The sequence below is a fragment of the Spiroplasma endosymbiont of Cantharis nigra genome, from assembly GCF_964019925.1.
Classification (GTDB): domain Bacteria; phylum Bacillota_I; class Bacilli_A; order Mycoplasmatales; family Mycoplasmataceae; genus Spiroplasma_A.
The window spans coordinates 1,009,405-1,030,911 of the sequence record NZ_OZ026470.1 but is presented as its reverse complement, the minus strand read 5'-3'; the positions used below and the strand labels follow the sequence as shown (position 1 = coordinate 1,030,911).

The 21,507-nt window shown below is 28.1% G+C and carries 24 protein-coding genes and 1 other annotated feature; all 24 genes read left to right on the top strand.

The window, feature by feature from the left end:
- Positions 1–8: 8 nt before the first annotated feature.
- The 24 genes from cysS to atpF all read left to right on the top strand — a co-directional run bounded on the left by cysS (position 9) and on the right by atpF (position 21,505).
- Positions 9–1,340, top strand: a complete 1,332-nt coding sequence (gene cysS, locus AACL04_RS04495) for a cysteine--tRNA ligase (protein ID WP_339029917.1) — start codon at positions 9–11, stop codon at positions 1,338–1,340.
- A complete protein-coding gene (rlmB, locus tag AACL04_RS04490) occupies positions 1,340–2,059 on the top strand; it encodes a 23S rRNA (guanosine(2251)-2'-O)-methyltransferase RlmB (protein WP_339029915.1) in 720 nt (239 codons plus the stop codon). Before cysS ends, rlmB begins: the two co-directional genes overlap by 1 nt.
- Before the next feature lie 19 nt (positions 2,060–2,078).
- Entirely contained in the window at positions 2,079–2,711 is a 633-nt protein-coding gene (locus AACL04_RS04485; protein WP_339029914.1) for a hypothetical protein, read from the top strand.
- Positions 2,712–2,738: 27 nt separating this feature from the next.
- Positions 2,739–2,897 (top strand): 50S ribosomal protein L33, encoded by a 159-nt coding sequence (gene rpmG / locus AACL04_RS04480; RefSeq protein ID WP_020835970.1) that lies wholly within the window; start codon positions 2,739–2,741, stop codon positions 2,895–2,897.
- 2 nt (positions 2,898–2,899) lie between these two features.
- Positions 2,900–3,310: a preprotein translocase subunit SecE gene (gene secE, locus AACL04_RS04475; protein WP_339029912.1), complete on the top strand. Its 411-nt coding sequence runs from the start codon at positions 2,900–2,902 to the stop codon at positions 3,308–3,310.
- A gap of 12 nt (positions 3,311–3,322) precedes the next feature.
- Complete coding sequence (gene nusG / locus AACL04_RS04470; RefSeq protein WP_339029910.1) at positions 3,323–3,949, top strand: transcription termination/antitermination protein NusG; 627 nt, start codon at positions 3,323–3,325, stop codon at positions 3,947–3,949.
- Positions 3,950–4,014: 65 nt separating this feature from the next.
- Positions 4,015–4,527 (top strand): peptidylprolyl isomerase, encoded by a 513-nt coding sequence (locus AACL04_RS04465; protein WP_339029909.1) that lies wholly within the window; start codon positions 4,015–4,017, stop codon positions 4,525–4,527.
- Between the two features lie 127 nt (positions 4,528–4,654).
- On the top strand, positions 4,655–5,089 hold the full coding sequence (gene rplK, locus AACL04_RS04460) for a 50S ribosomal protein L11 (RefSeq protein ID WP_339029908.1): 435 nt from the start codon (positions 4,655–4,657) through the stop codon (positions 5,087–5,089).
- 2 nt (positions 5,090–5,091) lie between these two features.
- Positions 5,092–5,778 (top strand): 50S ribosomal protein L1, encoded by a 687-nt coding sequence (gene rplA, locus AACL04_RS04455; protein WP_339029906.1) that lies wholly within the window; start codon positions 5,092–5,094, stop codon positions 5,776–5,778.
- 67 nt (positions 5,779–5,845) lie between these two features.
- Complete coding sequence (locus AACL04_RS04450; RefSeq protein ID WP_339029904.1) at positions 5,846–6,634, top strand: HAD family hydrolase; 789 nt, start codon at positions 5,846–5,848, stop codon at positions 6,632–6,634.
- 101 nt (positions 6,635–6,735) lie between these two features.
- The gene (locus tag AACL04_RS04445; protein ID WP_339029903.1) at positions 6,736–7,101 is read left to right on the top strand and encodes a MerR family transcriptional regulator; all 366 of its coding nucleotides are present in this window, start codon (positions 6,736–6,738) and stop codon (positions 7,099–7,101) included.
- Positions 7,102–7,118: 17 nt separating this feature from the next.
- Positions 7,119–8,111, top strand: a complete 993-nt coding sequence (locus AACL04_RS04440) for an aldo/keto reductase (protein WP_339029901.1) — start codon at positions 7,119–7,121, stop codon at positions 8,109–8,111.
- 80 nt (positions 8,112–8,191) lie between these two features.
- Positions 8,192–8,725: a hypoxanthine phosphoribosyltransferase gene (gene hpt / locus AACL04_RS04435; protein ID WP_339029899.1), complete on the top strand. Its 534-nt coding sequence runs from the start codon at positions 8,192–8,194 to the stop codon at positions 8,723–8,725.
- 44 nt (positions 8,726–8,769) lie between these two features.
- Positions 8,770–8,926, top strand: a sequence feature (ribosomal protein L10 leader region).
- A 34-nt stretch (positions 8,927–8,960) separates the two neighbouring features.
- Entirely contained in the window at positions 8,961–9,461 is a 501-nt protein-coding gene (gene rplJ, locus AACL04_RS04430; protein WP_339029897.1) for a 50S ribosomal protein L10, read from the top strand.
- A 62-nt stretch (positions 9,462–9,523) separates the two neighbouring features.
- Positions 9,524–9,889: a 50S ribosomal protein L7/L12 gene (gene rplL, locus AACL04_RS04425; protein WP_339029895.1), complete on the top strand. Its 366-nt coding sequence runs from the start codon at positions 9,524–9,526 to the stop codon at positions 9,887–9,889.
- A gap of 52 nt (positions 9,890–9,941) precedes the next feature.
- Positions 9,942–10,523 (top strand): CatB-related O-acetyltransferase, encoded by a 582-nt coding sequence (locus AACL04_RS04420; RefSeq protein ID WP_339029893.1) that lies wholly within the window; start codon positions 9,942–9,944, stop codon positions 10,521–10,523.
- Between the two features lie 110 nt (positions 10,524–10,633).
- Positions 10,634–14,446: a DNA-directed RNA polymerase subunit beta gene (locus AACL04_RS04415; protein ID WP_339029891.1), complete on the top strand. Its 3,813-nt coding sequence runs from the start codon at positions 10,634–10,636 to the stop codon at positions 14,444–14,446.
- 18 nt (positions 14,447–14,464) lie between these two features.
- Positions 14,465–18,214 (top strand): DNA-directed RNA polymerase subunit beta', encoded by a 3,750-nt coding sequence (rpoC, locus tag AACL04_RS04410; RefSeq protein ID WP_339029889.1) that lies wholly within the window; start codon positions 14,465–14,467, stop codon positions 18,212–18,214.
- A 78-nt stretch (positions 18,215–18,292) separates the two neighbouring features.
- Positions 18,293–18,718: a ribose 5-phosphate isomerase B gene (gene rpiB, locus AACL04_RS04405; protein ID WP_339029888.1), complete on the top strand. Its 426-nt coding sequence runs from the start codon at positions 18,293–18,295 to the stop codon at positions 18,716–18,718.
- A 12-nt stretch (positions 18,719–18,730) separates the two neighbouring features.
- Positions 18,731–19,354 (top strand): uracil phosphoribosyltransferase, encoded by a 624-nt coding sequence (gene upp / locus AACL04_RS04400; RefSeq protein ID WP_339029886.1) that lies wholly within the window; start codon positions 18,731–18,733, stop codon positions 19,352–19,354.
- A gap of 106 nt (positions 19,355–19,460) precedes the next feature.
- Positions 19,461–19,811, top strand: coding sequence for an MG406 family protein (locus AACL04_RS05535; RefSeq protein ID WP_422397898.1), 351 nt, complete (start codon positions 19,461–19,463; stop codon positions 19,809–19,811).
- A gap of 43 nt (positions 19,812–19,854) precedes the next feature.
- Positions 19,855–20,628, top strand: a complete 774-nt coding sequence (locus AACL04_RS04395) for a F0F1 ATP synthase subunit A (RefSeq protein ID WP_339029884.1) — start codon at positions 19,855–19,857, stop codon at positions 20,626–20,628.
- 93 nt (positions 20,629–20,721) lie between these two features.
- Positions 20,722–20,970 carry a F0F1 ATP synthase subunit C gene (locus AACL04_RS04390; protein WP_422397915.1) on the top strand — a complete coding sequence of 83 codons (249 nt, stop codon included), beginning with the start codon at positions 20,722–20,724 and terminating at the stop codon, positions 20,968–20,970.
- A 19-nt stretch (positions 20,971–20,989) separates the two neighbouring features.
- Positions 20,990–21,505: a F0F1 ATP synthase subunit B gene (atpF, locus tag AACL04_RS04385; protein ID WP_339029880.1), complete on the top strand. Its 516-nt coding sequence runs from the start codon at positions 20,990–20,992 to the stop codon at positions 21,503–21,505.
- The last annotated feature ends 2 nt before the right edge of the window (positions 21,506–21,507 follow it).

Below are 21,507 nucleotides of genomic sequence, written 5' to 3'. Positions count from 1 at the left end.
AAAAATAAATGAAATTATATGATTCTTTAAAAAGAGAATTTATTGAAATTAATGTGCCCAAATTCTGTATTTATACTTGTGGACCAACAGTTTACGACTATATTCATATTGGTAATGCAAGACCATTAATTCTAACTGATATTATTGTCAGATACTTGGAATATAAGGAAATAAAATATAAGTACCTTTTAAATATCACAGATATTGATGACAAAATAATTCAAAAGGCAGCTGAGCAAAATATTACAGAAGAAGATCACGCTCAAATATATGCAGATGCTTTTTTTAATGACCTTAAAAACCTAAATATAAAAAGTCCTACTTTAATAACACCAATTTCTTCAAAAATAAGTGAAATCCTGATTTTTATTGATGATTTAATAAAAAAAGGCTTTGCTTATGAAAAAAAAGGAAATGTTTATTTTGATATTGGTCAATGAAAAAGTGAGTATGGACTGTTATCAAATCAAAATATTAATAATCTAAATATGGGTGAAAGAATTGAAATAGATGAGAATAAAAAAAATCCTCAAGACTTTATTCTTTGAAAAAAGACTAAAACTGGTAAAAAGTGATTATCTAAATGAGGTTTTGGAAGACCTGGATGACATACTGAATGTGCACTTTTAATAGATGATTTTTTTAAAGAGACAATTGACATTCATGTTGGAGGAATAGATTTAAAATTCCCCCATCATGAAAACGAAAGAATTCAATATATGGCAAAAAACTCAAAAGAGTTATCTAATATTTGACTACACAATGGTCACTTGTCAATTGATAATATTAAGATGTCTAAATCTCTAAAAAATACAATTCTTGTAAAGGATTATTTAGAGGAAAATGGAGTTAATTCCTTAAGATATATATTTTTGAACTCAAATTATACACAACCTTTAAATATCAATCAAGATTTAATTAACCAATCAATTGATTGAGTTACAAAAGTTGAATCTTTATTAAAAACAGTTAATTGAGGTACGACAATTGGAGAGGTAGTATTAATAAATGAAACTCCAATTGATGAGGACTTTAACTCATATAAATATATTACAAATTTTGAGTCTTTATTAAATGATGACTTAAACACACCTATGATAATCTCTCTTATTGATGAAATGTGTAAGAATATTAATATTCAAATTAAAAATAAGAGAGTTGATTTAACTTATAAAAAATTATTAAAAATAATAAATATCTTGGGATTTAATTTTAATATTAAAAAATTAGATAAAAAAGACATTGAGAAAATAAAAGAGTGAAAATTATTAATATCTCAGAAAAAGTTTGACAAAGCAGATAAATTGAGAGAAACTCTTAAACAGGGGAATATCATTTAATGAAAAGCTATATTTATGGAAAAAATGCAGTTGAAAATACAATAAGAAACTTTTTAATTGAAATTAAGCAAGTTTTTATTTTAAAAGGAAACTCATTTAATCCTGAGATCTTTAGTATCATAAAACAAAATAATTTGGAATGACATTCTTTGGAAAGGCAAGAGTTTAACTCACTAATAAAAGAGGGAGTCAATCATCAAGGATTAATTGCACAAGTAAGAGACTTCAATTATCTTGAATTAAAGGATTTCTATAATAATTCAAAATTAAAACAAAAAGTTTTAATTTTAGACAAAATACAAGATCCACAGAATTTTGGATCAATAATTAGAACAGCTAGTCTTTTTGGAGTTGATGGAATTATTATACAAGAATCCAATCAAGTTCAAGTTACATCAGCAGTTATGAAAGCGTCTGCAGGAACAATTTACAATGTACCGATCATCAAAGTTAGTAATCTTAAGTCTGCAATAAGCAGTCTAAAAGACAGGGGATTTTGGATATATAGTTCTCATTTAAGTGAGAATAGTAAATCCATTGGGGAAATTGATTTTGATAATAAGTCAGTAGTAATTATGGGGAATGAGGGAAATGGAATTGGAAGTAAAATTATAGAAATGTCTGATTTTACTTTTAAAATTGAAACTAATAACGTGATTGACTCGTTAAATGTTTCTGTTGCAGCAGGAATAATCCTTTTTGAATTATCTAAAAAATAGATTTTGAAAGGAAAAACAAATGCCAAATCAATATGGCGCGGTAGACGCAATTAAGGAAAGTATAAGAATAGAATTTGGAAATGATATTTCTGAAAAAGAATTAGTACATTTTCAAAAATTCGTAATAAAAATTATCAATACAGAACATATTAAGTTAGGTTATCTCCAATTGGATAAAGATGATTTTACATCTCATGTTTTTTTTGCTCTTAAAGAGATTAAAAACAAATTTGATATAAATAGAAAAGTGCCTTTATTAGCTTATGCAAATTTTATAATAAAAAGACGTATCTTAGATTATGCAAAGTATCTTAAAAGAGATAAAAGAAAAATAACTCTATTGATAATAAACTCATTTAGAAGTGGACTTACAGAAGAAGGTCAAACTTTTATAGATAGAGATATAGATAGATTCTCTTTACAAAAATATAATGATGAGCAAAAAAATCTTTATATAAGAGAAACTTTAAAAAATTTTATTAAGTATGAGTGTGCAACAACAGAGGCAAATATGGCAAAAATGCTGTATAAAGGATATAGCCAAAAAGAGATTATTGAGAAATTAAAGATTAAAAGAAAAGATTTTTTAGAGTTTAAAGAAAAACTAAAAAGTCTTTTTAAGGGTTTTATTAAAGATACTTCTAATATATAATATGTAGGAAAAGAAGAGAGTGTTTTCATGCCACAATCAAAAAAAAAGGTTATACTAGTTTGTAGTGAATGTCTTTCAAGAAATTATACTATTCAAAAAAGTACTATTTCTCAGAGAGAAAGATTACAAATTAAAAAACATTGTATTACTTGTAATGCACATGTTTTACATAAGGAGACAAGATAAAAATGTCTGATAAAAATAATTCTAAAGAGCAAAAAGCTCAGGAAAAATTGAAAAAAATTCAGGACAAAAAAACTCAAAAGGATAGTAAAAAAACTCAAAAAAAACAAAAAAAAGAGGAATTTACTAAATTATTTAATGAGTTTGAAGGGCATGATGGAACACAAGAAGGAAAAATCAAAGCAGCTAAAAAAAGAAAAGTAAAAAAGGAAAAAGAAAAAATAAATTATAAATTAGCTATAAAAGAAGCTCCTATTAAATTTTTGAAGGAAGTAAATAAAATTCAATGATCTTCAAGAAAAAATTTGGGAACTAAGTTTCTATGAGTTATAATATTTATTGCAATATTTGGAGTATTCTTTTTCTTTGTTGACTGAGGTTTTCAAAGCTTATTTGAACTTATTAAAATTATCTAAAAGGAGATTATCATGGAACAACGCTTATTTGAATTAGAAGATGAATTATCATCATATAAAGGACAATGATTTGTAATTAATTGTAATAGTGGACACGAAGATCGTGTTAGAACTGACTTACTTCAAAAAATTGAAACATCAGGATTAGAGGATAGAATATTCGATATTAGAATTTCAAAAGGACCTGTTGTAGGAAAAAATAATAAAATTAATGAAAAAAATAAATTTCCAGGATATCTGTTCATAAATATGAATATGACTGATGAAACTTGATTTATTGTAAGAAATACTCCAGGAGTAACGGGTTTCATTGGTTCATCAGGTAAAGGTGCAAAACCTTTACCATTAACAGTTGAAGAAGTTTCAAGAATGTTAGAACAAAATAGTCAACAAGATAAAAGTGAAAAAACATCAAAAGGTAATGCAAATCAACCTAAAAAGGAAAAAGTGTTGTTTACTGCGAAATTCAATATAAAGGAAGTTGTTAGAGTAAAAGACGGTCCTTTTGCAGGTACCGAAGGACAAGTAATGGAGATGGATTTCGAAAAAGGAATTGCCGTTGTTAATATTGAATTGTTTGGAAGAATTACACAAACAGAATTTGAATTTTCAAATTTAGAAAAAGCATATATTGATTAATTTGAACTTTGTTTATACAAAGTTCTTTTATTTTCTTGTATTATTATTTTATGAGGTAAAAATATATGAAAATAATAGAATTTGAAATAATTTTAAGGGATGGCAGAAAAATGCAAGCTCAAATGTTTCCTGATTTAGCACCACTTACAGTTAAAAATTTTGTAAGTTTAATTCAAGATAAATACTTCAATGGTCTAGTTTTTCACAGAGTTATAAAAGATTTTATGATTCAAGGTGGAGGAATGGATATTGAAATGAATGAGAAGGGTGGTTTAAAACCAATTAAGGGAGAGTTCTCAATTAATGGATGAAATAAGAATACAACTTCTTTAAGGCACACTCCTGGAGTTTTATCAATGGCAAGAACAAATGATATGAATAGTGCAAATAGTCAATTTTTTATTGTAACAGGAGATGCAAGTTTTCTAGATGGACAATATGCATCGTTTGGAAAGTTATCTAATGAAGAAAGTTTGAAAGTTGCATTGGAAATTAGTAATAGTGAAACAACAACACATGGCTTCCATGAAGATGTACCACTAGAACAAATTGTTATAGAAACCATAAATCTTATTTAATAAAAAGAGATTTATTTTACTTTTAAATTATGTTATTATTAATTATGGCAGATTTTAATTGTGGAAGTAAGATAAGCAAATGCATATCATTACGTTAGGACCACAGCGAAAACAGGAGGTGTTGTTCGTGGCAAAAAGAATCACACGTATAGCAAAATTAGAATTTATGGCAATGCAAGCAAAACCAGGTGCAGAATTAGCTTCACTTGGAATTAACATGCCTCAATTCACACAACAATTTAATGATGCCACTAAAGATAGAGCTGGAGAAGTAGTACCTGTAGTTATTACAGCTTATGATGATAAATCTTTTGATTTCATTTTAAAAACTACTCCAGCAGCATTTATGTTAAAAAAGGCTGCAGGAATTGCTAAAGGATCATCAAAATCAGGAACTGAAACTGTTGCAACTATTACAGCAGAAGATGTTAAAAAAATTGCTGAGTATAAGATGGTGGATTTAAATGCAAATACAATTGATGCAGCAATGAGAATTATTGAAGGTTCAGCAAGAAACATGGGTATTAAAGTTACTGGAATGCCAGAAAAAGAAGGTAAGTAATAATGGCAAAATTAAGTAAAAAATTAAAAGCTGTTAACCAAAAAGTTGATAAAACTAAACTATACCCAATTGTAGAAGCTATTAAATTAGTAAAAGAAACTTCAGTTACTAAATTTGACTCAACTGTGGAAATTGCATTTAACTTAAATGTAGATCCAAGACATGCAGACCAACAAATAAGAGGGGCTATTGTAATGCCTGGTGGAACTGGTAAAACTCAAAAAGTTTTAGTTCTAACAAAAACAAAGATTAAAGAAGCTGAAGATGCAAAGGCAGATTTTGTAGGAGCAGAAGATTTAATTCAAAAAATTGCAAAAGAAAATTGATTTGATTTTGATATTATTGTTGCAACACCAGAAATGATGGCTGAATTAGGTAAAATCGGTAAAATCTTAGGACCAAAAGGATTAATGCCTAACCCTAAAACAGGAACAGTAACAATGGATATTGCAAAGGCACTAGATGAAATTAAAAAAGGTAAAGTTGAATATAGAACTGATAAAGAAGGAAATGTTCACTCAATATTAGGAAAAGTTTCATTTAATGAAGATAATTTAATGAAAAACTATACAGCTATTTTAGATGTAATAAAAAAAGCAAAACCAGCAGTTGTAAAGGGAACATATATTAAAAATATATCTATTTCAACAACTATGGGACCTGGAATTAAAGTGCTTATTGAAAGTTAGTAAAATCTCACATTTGTGAGATTTTTATTTTTTTATTTTATAATAATTAAGAAAGGAATATAAAACTATGAAATGATGATTTTCAGATTATGATGGAACAATTAATTTAACACACAATGATTATATTGACCCAAGAGATTTAGAGTTTATTAAAAATTGAATTAAGGAGGGAAATAAATTTGCAATAGCTACAGGAAGAATGGAACATGAAATTCAACCGGTACTAGAAAAAGCCAAAATACCATATGATTATATGATTTGCAATAATGGTGCTGTTATATATGAACATGGTAAAGGAGTAATTGCAAATGCATCAATTCCAAAGGAATCAAGAAAAGAAATAATAGATATTTTTAATAGTCTAAAGGAAAAATATATTTTAGGATATTGTTTAAAAGATAAAAGAATGAGTTATTCAAAGGTTGATCAACCTGAGGTTTATGGTAATGCTTTTTTAAAAAAATATGCTTCAACACACAATAATTTTGAACAAGGGAATTATGATATTTTAAACTCAGAAGATTTAAACTTATTATATTTTTTCTTAGCAGAATCAGAAATAGAAGAAGTTAAAAAAATACTTGCAGGAAAAATAAAAGGATGTAAAGCAGTGAGAACTCATAAAAATGTTATTGAAATAATGAGAGAAGATGTTTCAAAAGCATATGGTATTAAAGTTATACAAGAACTTAATAATTTTTCGTCTGAAGAGGTTTATACCAGTGGGGATGGCGAAAATGATATTGAAATGCTAGAATTTACAAAAAACTCCTTTGCTATGAAAAATCACCAAAAGGGAGTAGATAAAGCTGCAAAACATATTATAAGCAATGTTTTTGAAATAAAAAACTTTTAAATAAAGTAGAATCTCTATTGCATTAAAGTAACTTTAATGAATTATAATTTTTAATAGGGAATAACCTAAATAGTAAGTCTTTTAGAAAGTTGGATAAAGATATGAATAGAATATATTTAAATGAACTTGCAAAAATTCTTAAAATAAAGGAATCAGCTTTGAGATATTATGACTCACAAGGTTTAATATCAAAGTTACAAAGAGATAAAAATAACTATCGCTTTATTCTTGAAGAAGACTTAGCATTTCCAAAAACAGTTATATGCTTAAAAAGGACAGGAATGTCATTGAAAGAAATTAAGAAATATTTGGATTTTATTGAAAAAGGAGATTCCTCTATTAAAGAAAGATATGAAATGATATTGAAGCAAGAAGATATTGTTTTAAATAAACTCAAAGATATTCAAGAGCAAATTGAATTTATTGAGTATAAAAAAAGTTTATATTTAAAAAAGTTAAATAAGTAAGAGAGGTAATAAATATTTTGAAAACAAGAAAATTAGGAAAGGATTTAGTAGTTTCTGAAATTGGTTTAGGTTGTATGGGACTTAGTTTTTCATTCCCTCCATTTCCAACAAAACAAGAAGCAGTGAATTTTATTAAAAAGGCATATGAAAAGGGAGTAACATTTTTTGATACTGCTGAAGTATATGGTCCTTTTGATAATGAAGAAATTTTAGGAGAAGCATTAGAATCAATTAGAGATAAAGTTGTTATTGCAACAAAATTTGGATTTAGCTTTAATGAAGATGGCACAAGAAAAGGTATAGATAGTAGTGAAAAAAATATAAGAAGAGCAATAGAAGGCTCTTTAAAAAGATTAAAGACAAGTTATATTGATCTATTTTATCAACACAGAGTTGATCCAAATACTCCAATAGAAGAAGTTGCAAAGGTTATGAAACAACTTCACAAAGAGGGAAAAATAAAATATTGAGGTTTGAGTGAAGCTTCTGCAAATACTATAAAAAAAGCTCATAAGATTTTTCCCGTAACAGCTTTACAAAGTGAATACTCATTATTTTGAAGAGACCCAGAAAAAGAAATAATACCGACACTTGAAGAATTAGGGATTGGTTTTGTACCTTTTTCTCCCCTTGGAAAAGGTTTCTTAACAGGAAATATTGATTTAAATACTAAATTAGAACCAGGAGATTTTAGATTATCAATACCAAGATTTCAAAATAAGGAATACTTAAAAGAAAATCTTAAGTTAGTAGAATTTGTAAAAGAAATAGCTAAAAGAAAAAAAACTACAGCTGCAGCTGTTGCAATTGGTTGAGTTTTAGCTCAAAAGGAATGATTTGTTCCAATTCCTGGCACAAAAAAAATTGAAAGATTAGATGAAAACTTAACAGGGGCTAATGTTAAATTTACTAAAGAAGAATTAAATGAAATTAAGGAAAGACTTGATAAAATTGAACTTATTGGTGAGAGATATAATGAAGCTGCAAATAAGGCAATTGATAGAACTTAAAAATATTTAAAACTAATTAAAAGTTGTTTAATAAGAAACAACTTTTTTTAATTGATTTATAATTTTTTTAGGAGAAAACTATGACAAGTATTAAACATAAATTAAAATTATTAATTTCAAAACATGAGATAGAAAGACAAATAACAAATTTAGCAAATGAATTAAATGAGGAATTTAAGGAAAATGAGATAAGCTTAATATTTATTCTTAATGGCTCTGTTTTCTTTTTTGCAGATTTAGCAAGAAAGTTGAATATGCCAATTAAAATAGATACTATTTCTGTATCAAGTTATTTAGGTACTCATTCAACAAGAGAAGTGAAGTTTTATAAAAAAATAACAAAACCAATTGTTGAAAATAAACATGTTTTAATAATTGAAGATATTATTGATACAGGCAAAACTTTAACTACTGTTTATGAATATTTAGATTCCTTAAAACCCAAGACACTAGATATAATTACTCTTGCAGATAAGCAAGGATGTCATCCTAATTTTAAATATAAGTATAAATCTCTCTTTAAGGTTCCAAATAAATTTATAGTGGGCTATGGGTTTGAAATTGATGATTTATATAGACAGCTTGATCAAATTTATACAATAGAAAATAATTAATAATAAAGATAAAAATTCTCATCAAGTACTACAAATATGATATTATATAAATGCTATTCGTACCGAAGAAAGTAACTGGGATTTTATCCCTTAATTTGTTACCGAGGAATGAAATTACATATACTAATTGTAAGATTGCTTACAATGTTTATTGTATTTTTAATTGACCTCGGAAATTATCTGAGGTTTTTATTTTGATTTTAAATGCGAAAGTAAAAAAAGGAGGTTGTTAATAATGTCAAACACAAGACCAGCTCATGCTAAAAAGAATGAGATAGTTAAAGAAATTTCAGACAGAATACAAAACTGTAAAGGTATGGTAATTGCTGAATATAAAAATTTAACTGTAGCACAAATGACAGACTTAAGAAATAAGGCTCGTGAAAAAGGGATTTTTATTAAAGTTTATAAAGATTCATTATTTAGAAGAGCAACTGAAGAATTAAAAATTAAAGGACTAGATTCTTATTTAGTACAACAAAATATTTATATTTTTTCAGATGAAGAAGCTTTATTTCCAGCAAAATTAGTTTCTGAATTTGCAAAATTAAATTCAGATCTAGTTCTTAAAGCAGGTATTTATGAAGGAAATGTTATGGATACAGCAGCAATTAATGAAATTGCTTCTCTTCCATCAAAAGAAGAGTTATACTCAATGTTTGCTTCATCACTTATTTACCCATTACGTCAATTTATGTTGACTGTAAAAGAAATAGCAAATACAAAAGCAGAATAAAAAAACAATTAAGCGTACAAATAGCAATAAAATAGAAGAAAGAAAAAAAGGAGAAAACAAAAATGGCAATTACAAAAGACGATATTATTAAAGCATTAGAAGAAATGAAATTAACAGAATTAAACGATTTAGTTAAATCAATAGAAGATCACTTCGGAGTTGTAGCAGCTGCAGCAGTTGCAGCACCAGCTGCAGCAGCAGGAGCAGCAGCACCAAGTGAAGTTAGTGTTATGTTAACAAGTCCTGGAGGAAACAAAGTTTCAGTTATTAAATTAGTTAAAGAAATGACTGGTTTAGGATTAATGGATGCTAAAAAATTAGTTGATGGAACATTACCAGTAGCTATTAAAGAAAATGTAAAAGTTGAAGAAGCTGAAGAAATGAAAAAACAATTAATCGAAGCAGGAGCTTCAGTAGATTTAAAATAAGAATTAATTTATAATGACCTTGAAGGTCATTTTTTATTAGAGGGAATTTTATATGTCTAAATCATCAAAAATATATTTACTTAAAGATTATATTACTAATGCTGCTATTGAGGTTGGAGAGTATAGTTACTTTTATAGTTTTCAAAATGAAAAAGGAGCAAAAGAGTTTCAAAATAGAAATATTTTATATCATTTTCCAAATGTTCATAAAGATAAGCTAGTTATTGGTAATTTCTGCGCAATTGCAGAAGATGTTAAATTTTTAATGAATGGTGCTAATCATAGAATTAATTCAGTTTCAACATATCCTTTTGAAATGTTTGATGAATTTGAAGTAAATAAAAAAAATATCAAACCTTTTAAAAGTAAAGGAGATACAATTATTGGTCATGATGTATGAATTGGCTATGGAGCAACTATTATGCCAGGAGTTAAGATTGGTAATGGTAGTATTATTGCAGCAAAAGCTGTTGTTACAAAAAATGTAGAACCTTACTCAATTGTTGCTGGAAATCCAGCAAAAGTAAAAAGAAAAAGATTTGAAGAAAATAAAATAAAAGAGCTGGAAGACTTGCAATGATGAAATGAAAGTATAGAATCAATTAAGACTATGTTAGAGAAATTAACTAAATAACTAAAAAATGCAAAGAAATAATTATTCTTTGCTATTTGCTATTGATTTAGTCTTTAAAATAAGATAGAATTTTTTTGCGTATGTTTTATTTGAACGGGGGACACTATTAAATGAATTACAAAATCAAGAAAATTAATGCACTAGTGGAAAGGCGTGACTATGCTAAGGTATCAGGTGATTTAGAATTACCAAATCTTATTGAGTTACAAACAGACACATTTGATTGATTTAAAAATAAGGGAATAAATGAAGTATTTGAAGAAGTTTTTCCAGTTGTTTCAGCTGATGGAGATATAGTATTATCAATGACTGATTGAGAGTTTAGAGAACCAAGACTTTCAATAACAAAAGCAAAAGAAGAGTCAAAAATATTTGAAGCACCAATTTATTCAAATTTATCTTTAACTATTCATATGGAGGATGTTGAAGTTTTTAAAGAAGAAATTTCAGGATCAATGGAAACATTCCTAAAAGGATGATTACAAGAAAAATTAGAATCAACTGGAGTTGAATTTAAAGACAGTAAAGGAGCACTTTACTTTTTTGAATTCAAAAGTAAAGTTGGCGAAAAAGATACAATTCAAATTGAAATTAAAGAAGACAAAGAAGAATTCTATTTAGCAAATATTGATGTTTACAAAACAGGAGAAGTTTTCTTTGGAGAATTCCCTCTAATGACAGATAGAGGAACATTTGTTATTAATGGTAGTGAAAAAGTAGTTGTTTCACAATTAGTTCGTTCACCAGGAAGTTATTTTAAAGAAGAAATGAACCGTAAAAATGGGGAAATGATTTACTTTGCAGATATTATTCCCTCAAGAGGAACATGATTAGAATTTGAATTAGATTCAAAAAAAGCTTTGGATAATAAAGTATTAAATGTATTCTATGTAAAAATTGACAAATCTAGAAAAACTACTGCAACAAGTTTATTAACTGCATTTAAAATGCAAAAAGAACAAATTTTAGACTTATTTGATAATAATGAAGTAATTTCATCAAGTTATGACTTAGACACATTAACTGGAGATATTGAAATAGATTATGAAAACCAAGTTCAAGAAATTTATAAAAAAATACGTCAAGGTGAAACAGCAACAGCTGATGGAGCAAGTAAATATTTATATGGTTTACTATTTGATAAAAGAAAATATGATTTAACAAAAGCAGGAAGATTTAAATTACAACAAAAATTATCTGTAAAAAATAGATTAATTGGACGTGTTTTAGCTGAAGACATTATAGATGTAAAGGGTAAAATTGCTTTTGAAAAAGGAATAGAAATTACAAAAGATATTTTAAATGATTTAGATAGAGTTTTAGAAGCTGGAGCAATGGTTCAAAAAATTAGTTTTAATGAACAAATAACTTCAGGAAATGAAATTCAAAAGGTAAAAGTATTTAAAGATAATGACTTAAGAGATGAAACAGCAACAATTATTGGGATTACAAAAAAATCAAAAGATGAATTTATTAATCTACCAGATATAGTTGCAACAATTTCATATGCTATAAATCTAATGGATGGTATTGGTGAAATAGATGATATTGATCATTTAGGGAACAGAAGAGTTAGAACAGTTGGAGAATTACTACAAAATCAATTTAGAATTGGTATGATGCGTATTGAAAAAAATGTAAGAGAAAAACTTGCTACTTCAAATCCATTCAAAATGAAACCATCAAGTATTATTAACAATAAACCATTAACTGCAATAATTGGTGAATTTTTTAATCTTTCACAATTATCACAATTTATGGATCAAACTAACCCATTAGCAGAATTAACAAATAAACGTAGATTAACTGCTTTAGGACCGGGTGGTCTAAGTAGAGATAGAGCTGCTTTAGAAGTGCGTGACGTTCACCCTTCTCACTATGGTAGAATATGTCCAATTGAAACCCCTGAGGGACCAAATATTGGATTGATTAACAATTTATCAACTTATGCAAAAATCAACGAATACGGGTTCATTGAGACTCCATATAGAAAAGTTAAAAATACTAAAGTTATGTCAGGAGAATATGAATATTTAACTGCAGATAAAGAAAAAGATTATGTTGTTGCTCAGGCCAATATTAATCTTGGTGAAGATGGAACAATTTTAGATGACCAAGTAATTGCTCGTTATAGAGGAGATGACATTATGGTTAGTCCTAAGGATGTTGACTATGTTGACGTTTCTCCAAAACAAATTGTTTCAATTGCTACTTCATGTATTCCATTCTTAGAAAACGATGATGCTAACCGTGCACTTATGGGTGCAAACATGCAACGTCAAGCTGTACCATTGATTAATCCAGAATCTCCAATTGTTGGAACTGGTGTGGAACATGAAGCTGCTCGTGACTCAGGAGATGCAATTGTTGCAACAGCTCCAGGGATTATTAAATATGTGGATTCTAAAAAAGTTGTTGTTGAACAAAAAGATGGAATTAAAACATATGATTTAAATGATTTTAGTCGTTCAAATAATGGAACAGCTTTAACTCATTTACCAATTGTTAAAATTGGAGATAAAGTTAAAGCAAGAGATATTTTAGCTGATGGACCATCAATGGAAAATGGGGAATTAGCTCTTGGACAAAATGTAGTTGTAGCTTTTACAACTTGAAATGGTTATAACTATGAAGATGCTGTTATTGTTTCTGAACGTATTGTAATTGAAGATAGATTTACTTCAATTCATATTGATGAATATACAATTGAAAGAAGACAAACAAAACAAGGACCAGAAGAAATTACTAGAGATATTCCAAATATTTCTGAAGCAAGTAAAAAGTACTTGGATGAAGATGGTATTGTTGCAATTGGTGCAGAGGTTAAAGTTGGGGATATTTTAGTAGGTAAAGTTACTCCAAAATCACAAACTCAATTATCACCAGAAGATAAATTATTACATGCTATTTTTGGAGAAAAATCAAGAAATGTTAAAGATAATTCTTTAAGAGTACCAAATGGTGGTGAAGGAATTATTAAATCAATTAAACGTTTCTCAAGAGTTGATGGACATGATCTACCAGCTGATATTTTGGAAATTATTAAAGTTTATGTTGTTCAAAAACGTAAAATTCAAGAGGGAGATAAAATGGCTGGACGTCATGGTAACAAAGGTGTTATTTCAAAAATCTTACCTGTTGAAGATATGCCACATATGGAAGATGGAACTCCAGTTGACATTATGTTAAATCCACAAGGGGTTCCTTCACGTATGAATATTGGACAAGTACTAGAAATTCACTTAGGAATGGCTGCAAAAAAACTTGGAATTAAAGTTAATACTCCTGTTTTTGAAGGAGTTAAAGAGCAAGAACTACAAGATATTATGAAAGAAGCTGGAATGGATAACTATGGAAAAGTAACATTGATTGATGGTCAAACAGGAGAAGCGTTTGATAAACCAATCTCTGTTGGTGTAATGTACATGTTAAAACTATCTCACATGGTTGATGATAAATTACATACAAGAAACATTGGTCCATACTCATTAATTACTCAACAACCATTAGGAGGAAAAGCTCAAAATGGTGGTCAAAGATTTGGAGAAATGGAAGTTTGAGCACTTGAAGCTTATGGTGCTGCTTATACATTACGAGAAATCTTAACTATTAAATCTGATGATATTAAAGGTCGTATTAAAACATATGAATCAATTGTTAGATCTAAACCAATTCCTAAACCAGGAATTCCTGAATCATTTAATGTTCTTACAAAAGAGATTATGGGATTAGGATTTGATATGCATATGATTGACCAAGATGGTAAAAAAGTGCAAATCAATGCATATGATGATGACGATGATTTTGAAATCGACGAAGAATTATTAGCAGATTCATCATTTAATGATGCTGATCTTGCAGGATTTAGTGAAACTAGCGAAGATGACGTTATTACTTTTGAAGATGAAAGTATAGAAGAATAAAAGAGGAGAAGTTTTAAGATGGCAATTTCAAATAAGAGAATGATTAAAATTGAATTAGCTTCTCCAGATGTGATTAGATCTTGATCACGTGGTGAAGTTACAAAACCAGAAACAATTAACTATAAAACATTAAAAACAGAAAAAGAAGGTTTATTCGACGAAAGAATATTTGGACCAACTAGAAATTATGAATGTGCCTGTGGGAAATACAAAAAAGTAAAAAACAAAGGTAAAATTTGTGAGCGTTGTGGAGTAGAAATTACTGAATCAATTGTTAGACGTGAAAGAATGGGACATATTGAGCTTGAAGAGCCAGTAACTCATATTTGAATGTTAAAAGTTGCTCCTTCAAGAATTGCTTCAATTTTAGATTTAAAAACTAAGGAAGTTGAAGAAGTTGTTTATTTTGTAAGTTATATTGTTTTAGATCCTGGAAATTCAAAACACCTTAAAAAAGGAATGGTTTTAGATTTAGGGAATGCAAAAGCAAGTTTAAAAACAAGAGAAAAATTATTAAAAACACTTGAAGATATTAAAGCTGGAATTGAACCAGAGACATTTTCTTGAAAAAGAGCTGAGAATTTAATTAATCAATTAAGAACTCCAAGCTTACCATTTTCAATGGATGAAGCAGCAACTTTTATTTCGAGATATATTAATGCTAAGTTTGGAATTGGTGCTAATGCCATTGAAGACTTATTAAAAAATATTAATTTAGAAAAAGAAATTGAAAAAATCAGATATGACTTAAAAGAAAAAAGAGGTTCATCTGAACAAAATAAACTAATGAAACGTTTAGAAGTTTTAGACTCACTAAAAAAATCTAAATCAAGACCGGAATGAATGATTTTACATGTTATTCCAGTAATTCCACCAGATATTAGACCAATTATTCAATTGGATGGTGGTAGATTTACTACTTCTGAAATCAACGATTTATATAGAAGAATTATTATTAGAAATGAACGTCTAAAAAAAGTTAAATCAATGGGAGCTCCAAGTATTATTGTTAATAATGAAAAACGTATGCTTCAAGAAGCAGTTGATGCTTTATTAGATAATGAACGTAAACCAAGACCAGTAACTGGTAAAGATAAACGTCCTTTAAAATCATTAACATCAATTTTAAAAGGTAAGCAAGGAAGATTTCGTCAAAACCTTTTAGGAAAACGTGTTGACTATTCAGGACGTTCAGTTATTGCAATTGGACCTGATTTAAAAATGTATCAAGCTGGTATTCCAAGAGATATGGCAATTACATTATTTAAACCATTTATCATTAGAAGATTACAGGAAAAAGATCTTGCTGAGAATGTAAAAGTTGCAGAAAAAATGATATTAGCAAATGATGCAAAAGTATGAGACGTTTTAGAGGAAGTAATTAAAGATAGACCGGTTTTATTAAACCGTGCTCCTACTCTTCACCGTTTAGGTATTCAAGCATTTGAACCAAAGTTAGTTAAAGGAAAAGCAATTAGACTTCACCCATTAGTAACAACAGCATTTAATGCCGATTTCGATGGTGATCAAATGGCTGTCCATTTACCAATTAGTGATGAAGCTGTTGCTGAAGCTAGAGCACTTATGTTAGGTTCAAAAGCTATTCTTGGACCAAAAGATGGTAAACCAATTGTTACTCCAACTCAAGATATGATTTTAGGAAACTATTACATAACAACAGAGGAAAAAGGTGTACTTGGTGAAGGAACTTTATTTACAAATTATGATGAAGTAAAAATCGCATATGAAACTGATTCTGTTTCATTAAATGCAATTGTTGCAATTCCAATTAGTGAACTTAAAAATAAAAAAATATCAGATAAACATAAAGATAAATTCTTAATTACAACTGTTGGTAAAATATTCTTTAACCAAATGTTTGTTGAAGAATTCCCTTGAATTGTTAATGCAAATATTAATAATGCAGAAGAAGAAATTGAGAAGTTTGTGATCGATGGAAATACTGATATAAGAACTTATATTCAAAAGGAATATCAAATTCAACAACCAATTAAGAAAAAAGAATTATCTTCAATTATTGAAAGATACTTTAAATTATTTGGAGCACAAAGAACTGCTCAGATGTTAGATAACATGAAGGATTTAGGATTTAAATTCTCATCAAAATCTGGAACAACAATTAGTGCAGCTGACGTTGTTGCTTATACACAAAAATTTGAAGATTTTAAAATTGCAGATGAAAAAGTAACTCAAATTACTAATTTCTATAATATGGGTATGTTAACAAAAACTGAGAAAAAACGTAGAGTAATTACTGTATGATCTCAAGTAAAAGATAAAATTCAAAATAAACTTGAAGAAGTTCTAAAAAAAGATCCAAAAAATCCAGTATTTGTTATGGCCGATTCAGGAGCTCGTGGTAATGTTTCGAACTTTACACAGTTAGTAGGTATGAGGGGTCTTATGAATGACCCGAAAGGTGATATTAAAGAAATTCCAATTAAGTCTTCATTCCGTGAAGGTTTAACTGTTTCAGAATATTTCATTTCTACTCACGGAGCAAGAAAAGGTATGGCTGACGTTGCCTTGAAAACTGCCGACTCAGGTTATTTAACAAGAAGACTTGTGGATATATCACAAGAGATTATTGTTACTGAAGATGATTGTAAAACAACAAAAGGGTTTGATGTTCATTCAATTATTGAAACTAAACATGATAATATAATTGTTCCTTTAAAAGATAGATTAGTTGGAAGATTTACTTTCAATGATGTTATTAGTTCAAAAGGAAAAACAATTATTGAAGCTAATGAACTTATTACATTACAATTGGCAGATGATATTATTAATGCTGGAATTGAAGAAGTTCAAATTAGAACAGTTTTAACATGTGATACAAACCGTGGTGTATGTAGAAAATGTTATGGAATAAACTTAGCAACAGGAGAGATTGTTACAATTGGTGAACCTGTTGGAGTTATTGCAGCACAATCTATTGGTGAACCAGGTACTCAGCTAACTATGCGTACTTTCCATACTGGAGGGGTTGCTGGTGGAGCAGATATTACTCAAGGATTACCTCGTATTAAGGAATTACTTGACGTTACAAATCCAAAAGGTTCAATTGCTATAATTTCACAAATTGATGGTGTTATTAAAGAAGCAAAAGAAGAAGAAGGAATTATAACAATAGTTGTTGCTTCCGAACAAGACGAAAGAAAATACAAATCACAATATGGAGCTATTTTAAGAGTAACCGAAGGTGAATTTGTAACTCGTGGTCAAAAATTAACAGAAGGTGCAATAAATATTAAAGAATTATTAGAAGTTGCAAGAATTGAAGATGTACAAAACTATATTTTGAAAGAAGTTCAAAAAGTATATCGTCTACAAGGTATTGAAATTTCAGATAAGTATATTGAAATTATTGTTAAACAAATGTTAAATAAAGTTAAAATTATTGACTCAGGAGAAACTGAATTACTTCCTGGAGAAGTTATTTCTTCAAGAACATTTAGAAATGAAGTTAAACTTGCAATTATTGCTGGTAAAAAACCACCACTTGCAAAACATGTTATCTTTGGTATTAAAAAAGCTCCACTTGAATCAGATTCTTGATTATCAAGTGCGTCATTCCAAGATACAGCAAGAGTTCTTGTAAAAGCGGTAATCAAAGGAAAAATTGATAAACTAGAGGGATTAAAAGAAAACATTATGTTAGGAAATTTAATTCCAGCTGGAACAGGGTTAACTGGTAGTGCAGATATAATTAAAAAAGGTAAGGAAACTTACGATTCAGAATATTAAAAAGGTGAAAACCTTTTTTTATTTTAAGTTTTTTTAATTTTAAAATAGTGTATATTCATTTTGAGGGAGCTTTTAATTATGAAAATATACATCGGAAATGATCATGCAGGTATTGAAATGAAAAATCAAATAGTGGAATTTTTAAAAACAAAAGGTCATGAAGTGATAAATATTGGAACAGATAATAGTCATTCAGTGGACTATCCTGATTTTGGTAAAGAAGTTGCAAAAAAAGTTGTTGAAAATAATACCTATGGAATAATAATTTGTGGGACAGGTATTGGAATATCCATAGCTGCAAACAAAGTAAAAGGTGCACGTGCCGCTTTATGTTATGAAGATCAAACAACAATCTTGGCAAGACAACATAATAATGCAAATATCTTAGCTCTTGGAGCAAGAATAATTGCAAATGAAAAAGCAGTTAGACTTGTAGATTTTTTTTTAAATACAGAATTTGAAGAAAGACATAAAAATAGAGTAGAAAAACTAAATAATCAATAAGGGGGTTATCAAATGGCTTTTACAATTATTAAACATCCTCTTATTCTAGATAAATTAACTAGAATGAGAAAAGAGGATACATCTTCTAAAGACTTTAGAGAAAACTTAAATGAAATAGGGCAACTAATGGTTTATGAAATTTTTAGAGATGTTCCTATACAAGAAATTGATATCAAAACACCTGTGACTTTAACAAAGGGATATAAGTTAGATGTTCCAGTAGTTTTAGTACCAATTATTAGAGCAGGATTGGGAATGACAGAGGGAATACAAAGATTAGTACCTACTTCAAGAATTGCGCATATTGGACTTTATAGAGATGAAGAAACTTTAGAACCTGTGCAATACTTTGCAAAAACAACAAAAGATATTGAAAGTAGTTATGTTATTGTTGTTGACCCAATGTTAGCAACGGGTGGTAGTGCTTCAAAGGCAATTGAAATAGCTAAATCTTGAGGAGCAATTCAAATAAAGTTTGTTTGTTTAGTTGCTGTGCAAAAGGGTGTGGATAGAATTATTAAAGACCATCCAGATGTAGATATTTATACTGCTAGTTTAGACCCAATTTTAAATGAAAGTGGCTTTATAGAACCGGGTCTTGGAGATGCTGGAGATAGAATTTTTGGAACAAAATAGATATATTTAATGTATCTATTTTTTTATTATGACTATAATTTTCCTAGATTTTATAAATTAATAAGAGTATTATTAATTAGATGGAACTTAATAAGGAGATTATAATTTGTTTAAAAATAAAGGAAAAATTATATTAATATCTCTTATATCAATGATTACATGCTTATTAACAATCTTATTTGTTTTAAAATTAGTAAATTTTTCATTAGTTACGGGGTATCTCTTAGGTTCTTGTTTTTTGTTTTTTTCATTATTTTTTATGAAATTAGGAATAAAAAATTTGATCGATAATTTAAATCCTTACAGTTATATGTTTATTACAACATTGCGAATAGGGTTTTATATTGTTCCATTCCTTATAAGTTTTTACTTACCTAACATATTTAATATATATGGATTAGTAATTGCTTTTATAGTAAATTGAATTCCCTCAGTTTATTTTAATAAAGCCAAGTAAGTGAATTTTTATATGGTAACTATTAAAAGAGAAAGGAGTATATATGTTCCTTGCAGATGACAAAGGCTTTGGTGATGTTTTATTTTCAATTACCCCTCAACTTTTATCTATACTAATAACTTGCATTATTATTTGTACATTTTGTATAGTTTATAATGTAAAAATTAGAAATTATAAAGAAGATAAAAAATTAACTGGATTTTTAGTTTTAACAGAAATGTTTATTACTAAGGTTGAAAATATGGTTATTACAATCATGGGTAAAAAATACAGAAAATTAACTCCATACATAATGTATATTTTTATGTATATAATAGTTTCTTCTGTAGTATCAATTTTGGGAATAGAGTCATTAACAACCTCTTATACAGTTACATTCTCAATGGGATTTGTAACATTTATAGGAATTTATTATTACGGATTAAGGTATCAAAAGTTAGCTTTTTTTAAAAGATATTATAATCCAATAGAGATTTTAGGACAGTTTGTCCCTTTAATATCTCTTTCTTTTAGACTATTTGGAAATATGCTTGGAGGTAGTATTTTATTAGGATTGCTTTATGCAAGTCTAATACAACTTCAAGGTAATATATTTTGACCAAATGGTCCTGGAATGGATTGAGATAATAAATTAAATTACTGATGAGCAGGATTTAATGTTTTTTCAGTAGTTTCATTACCATGGTTACATTTATACTTTGATTTATTTGATGGAACCATTCAAGCAGTAGTTTTTTCAATGTTAACCCTTTCTTATTGATCTGGTGCTAAACTAGGTGAAGGTCTTAATGATGGAGAAGAAAAAATTGAAAGATAATTTATAAAAGGAGAAAAAAATATGTTTGCACAAATACTTACAAATCTAGGGGGTAACTTTATTTCAATTATGCCCTTATACTCAACGTTATTAATGTTTTTTGCTGAAGCGAATGAAGTAGGAGATGGATTAAAACTTCTTGGGGCAGGACTTACAGGAATGGGAATGGTTGGAGCATCAATTGGACAAGGAATAGTAGGATATGGAGCTTGTATCGCAATTGGTAGAAATCCAGAAACAGCACCAAAAATTACCTCTACACTAATTATTACTGCTGGTTTTGCAGAATCAGGAGCTATATACGCACTTGTAATTGCAATTTTATTAATTTTTGTAGCTTAAGAAAGATGAGATGAATTTTATGTTTTTAGATGCTGGAATACCAAATATTATTGAAAATTTATTTCCTAACTTAGCAAATTTTATTGCTCATATTCTATCAACAATAATTATATTAATATTATTAACTAAGTTAGTTTATAAACCTTTTAGAGAAACAATAAAAGAACGTAGAAAAAAAATTAGTGAATTATTGGATGATGCTGTTTCAAAACAGGCAAAAGCAAATAAAAATAATAAAGAAGCTTTTCAAATTTTAGATTCAGCAAAAGAAGAATCTAAAATGATAATGAATTCAGCAAAATTATCAGCTGATAATTTGAAGTTAGAGATTATGGAAAATGCAAGAGCAGAAGCTGCAAATATTCAAAACCATGCTCAAAAGACAATTCAACTTGAAAAAAATGAAATGTATGAGCAAATGAGACAAGAAGTTATTGATCTGGCATTTGTAGCAGCTGAAAAAATTTTAAACGAAAATATTTCTAAAGATAAAAATGAAAAAATGATTAAAGAGTTTATAAATAGTTTGGATTAATT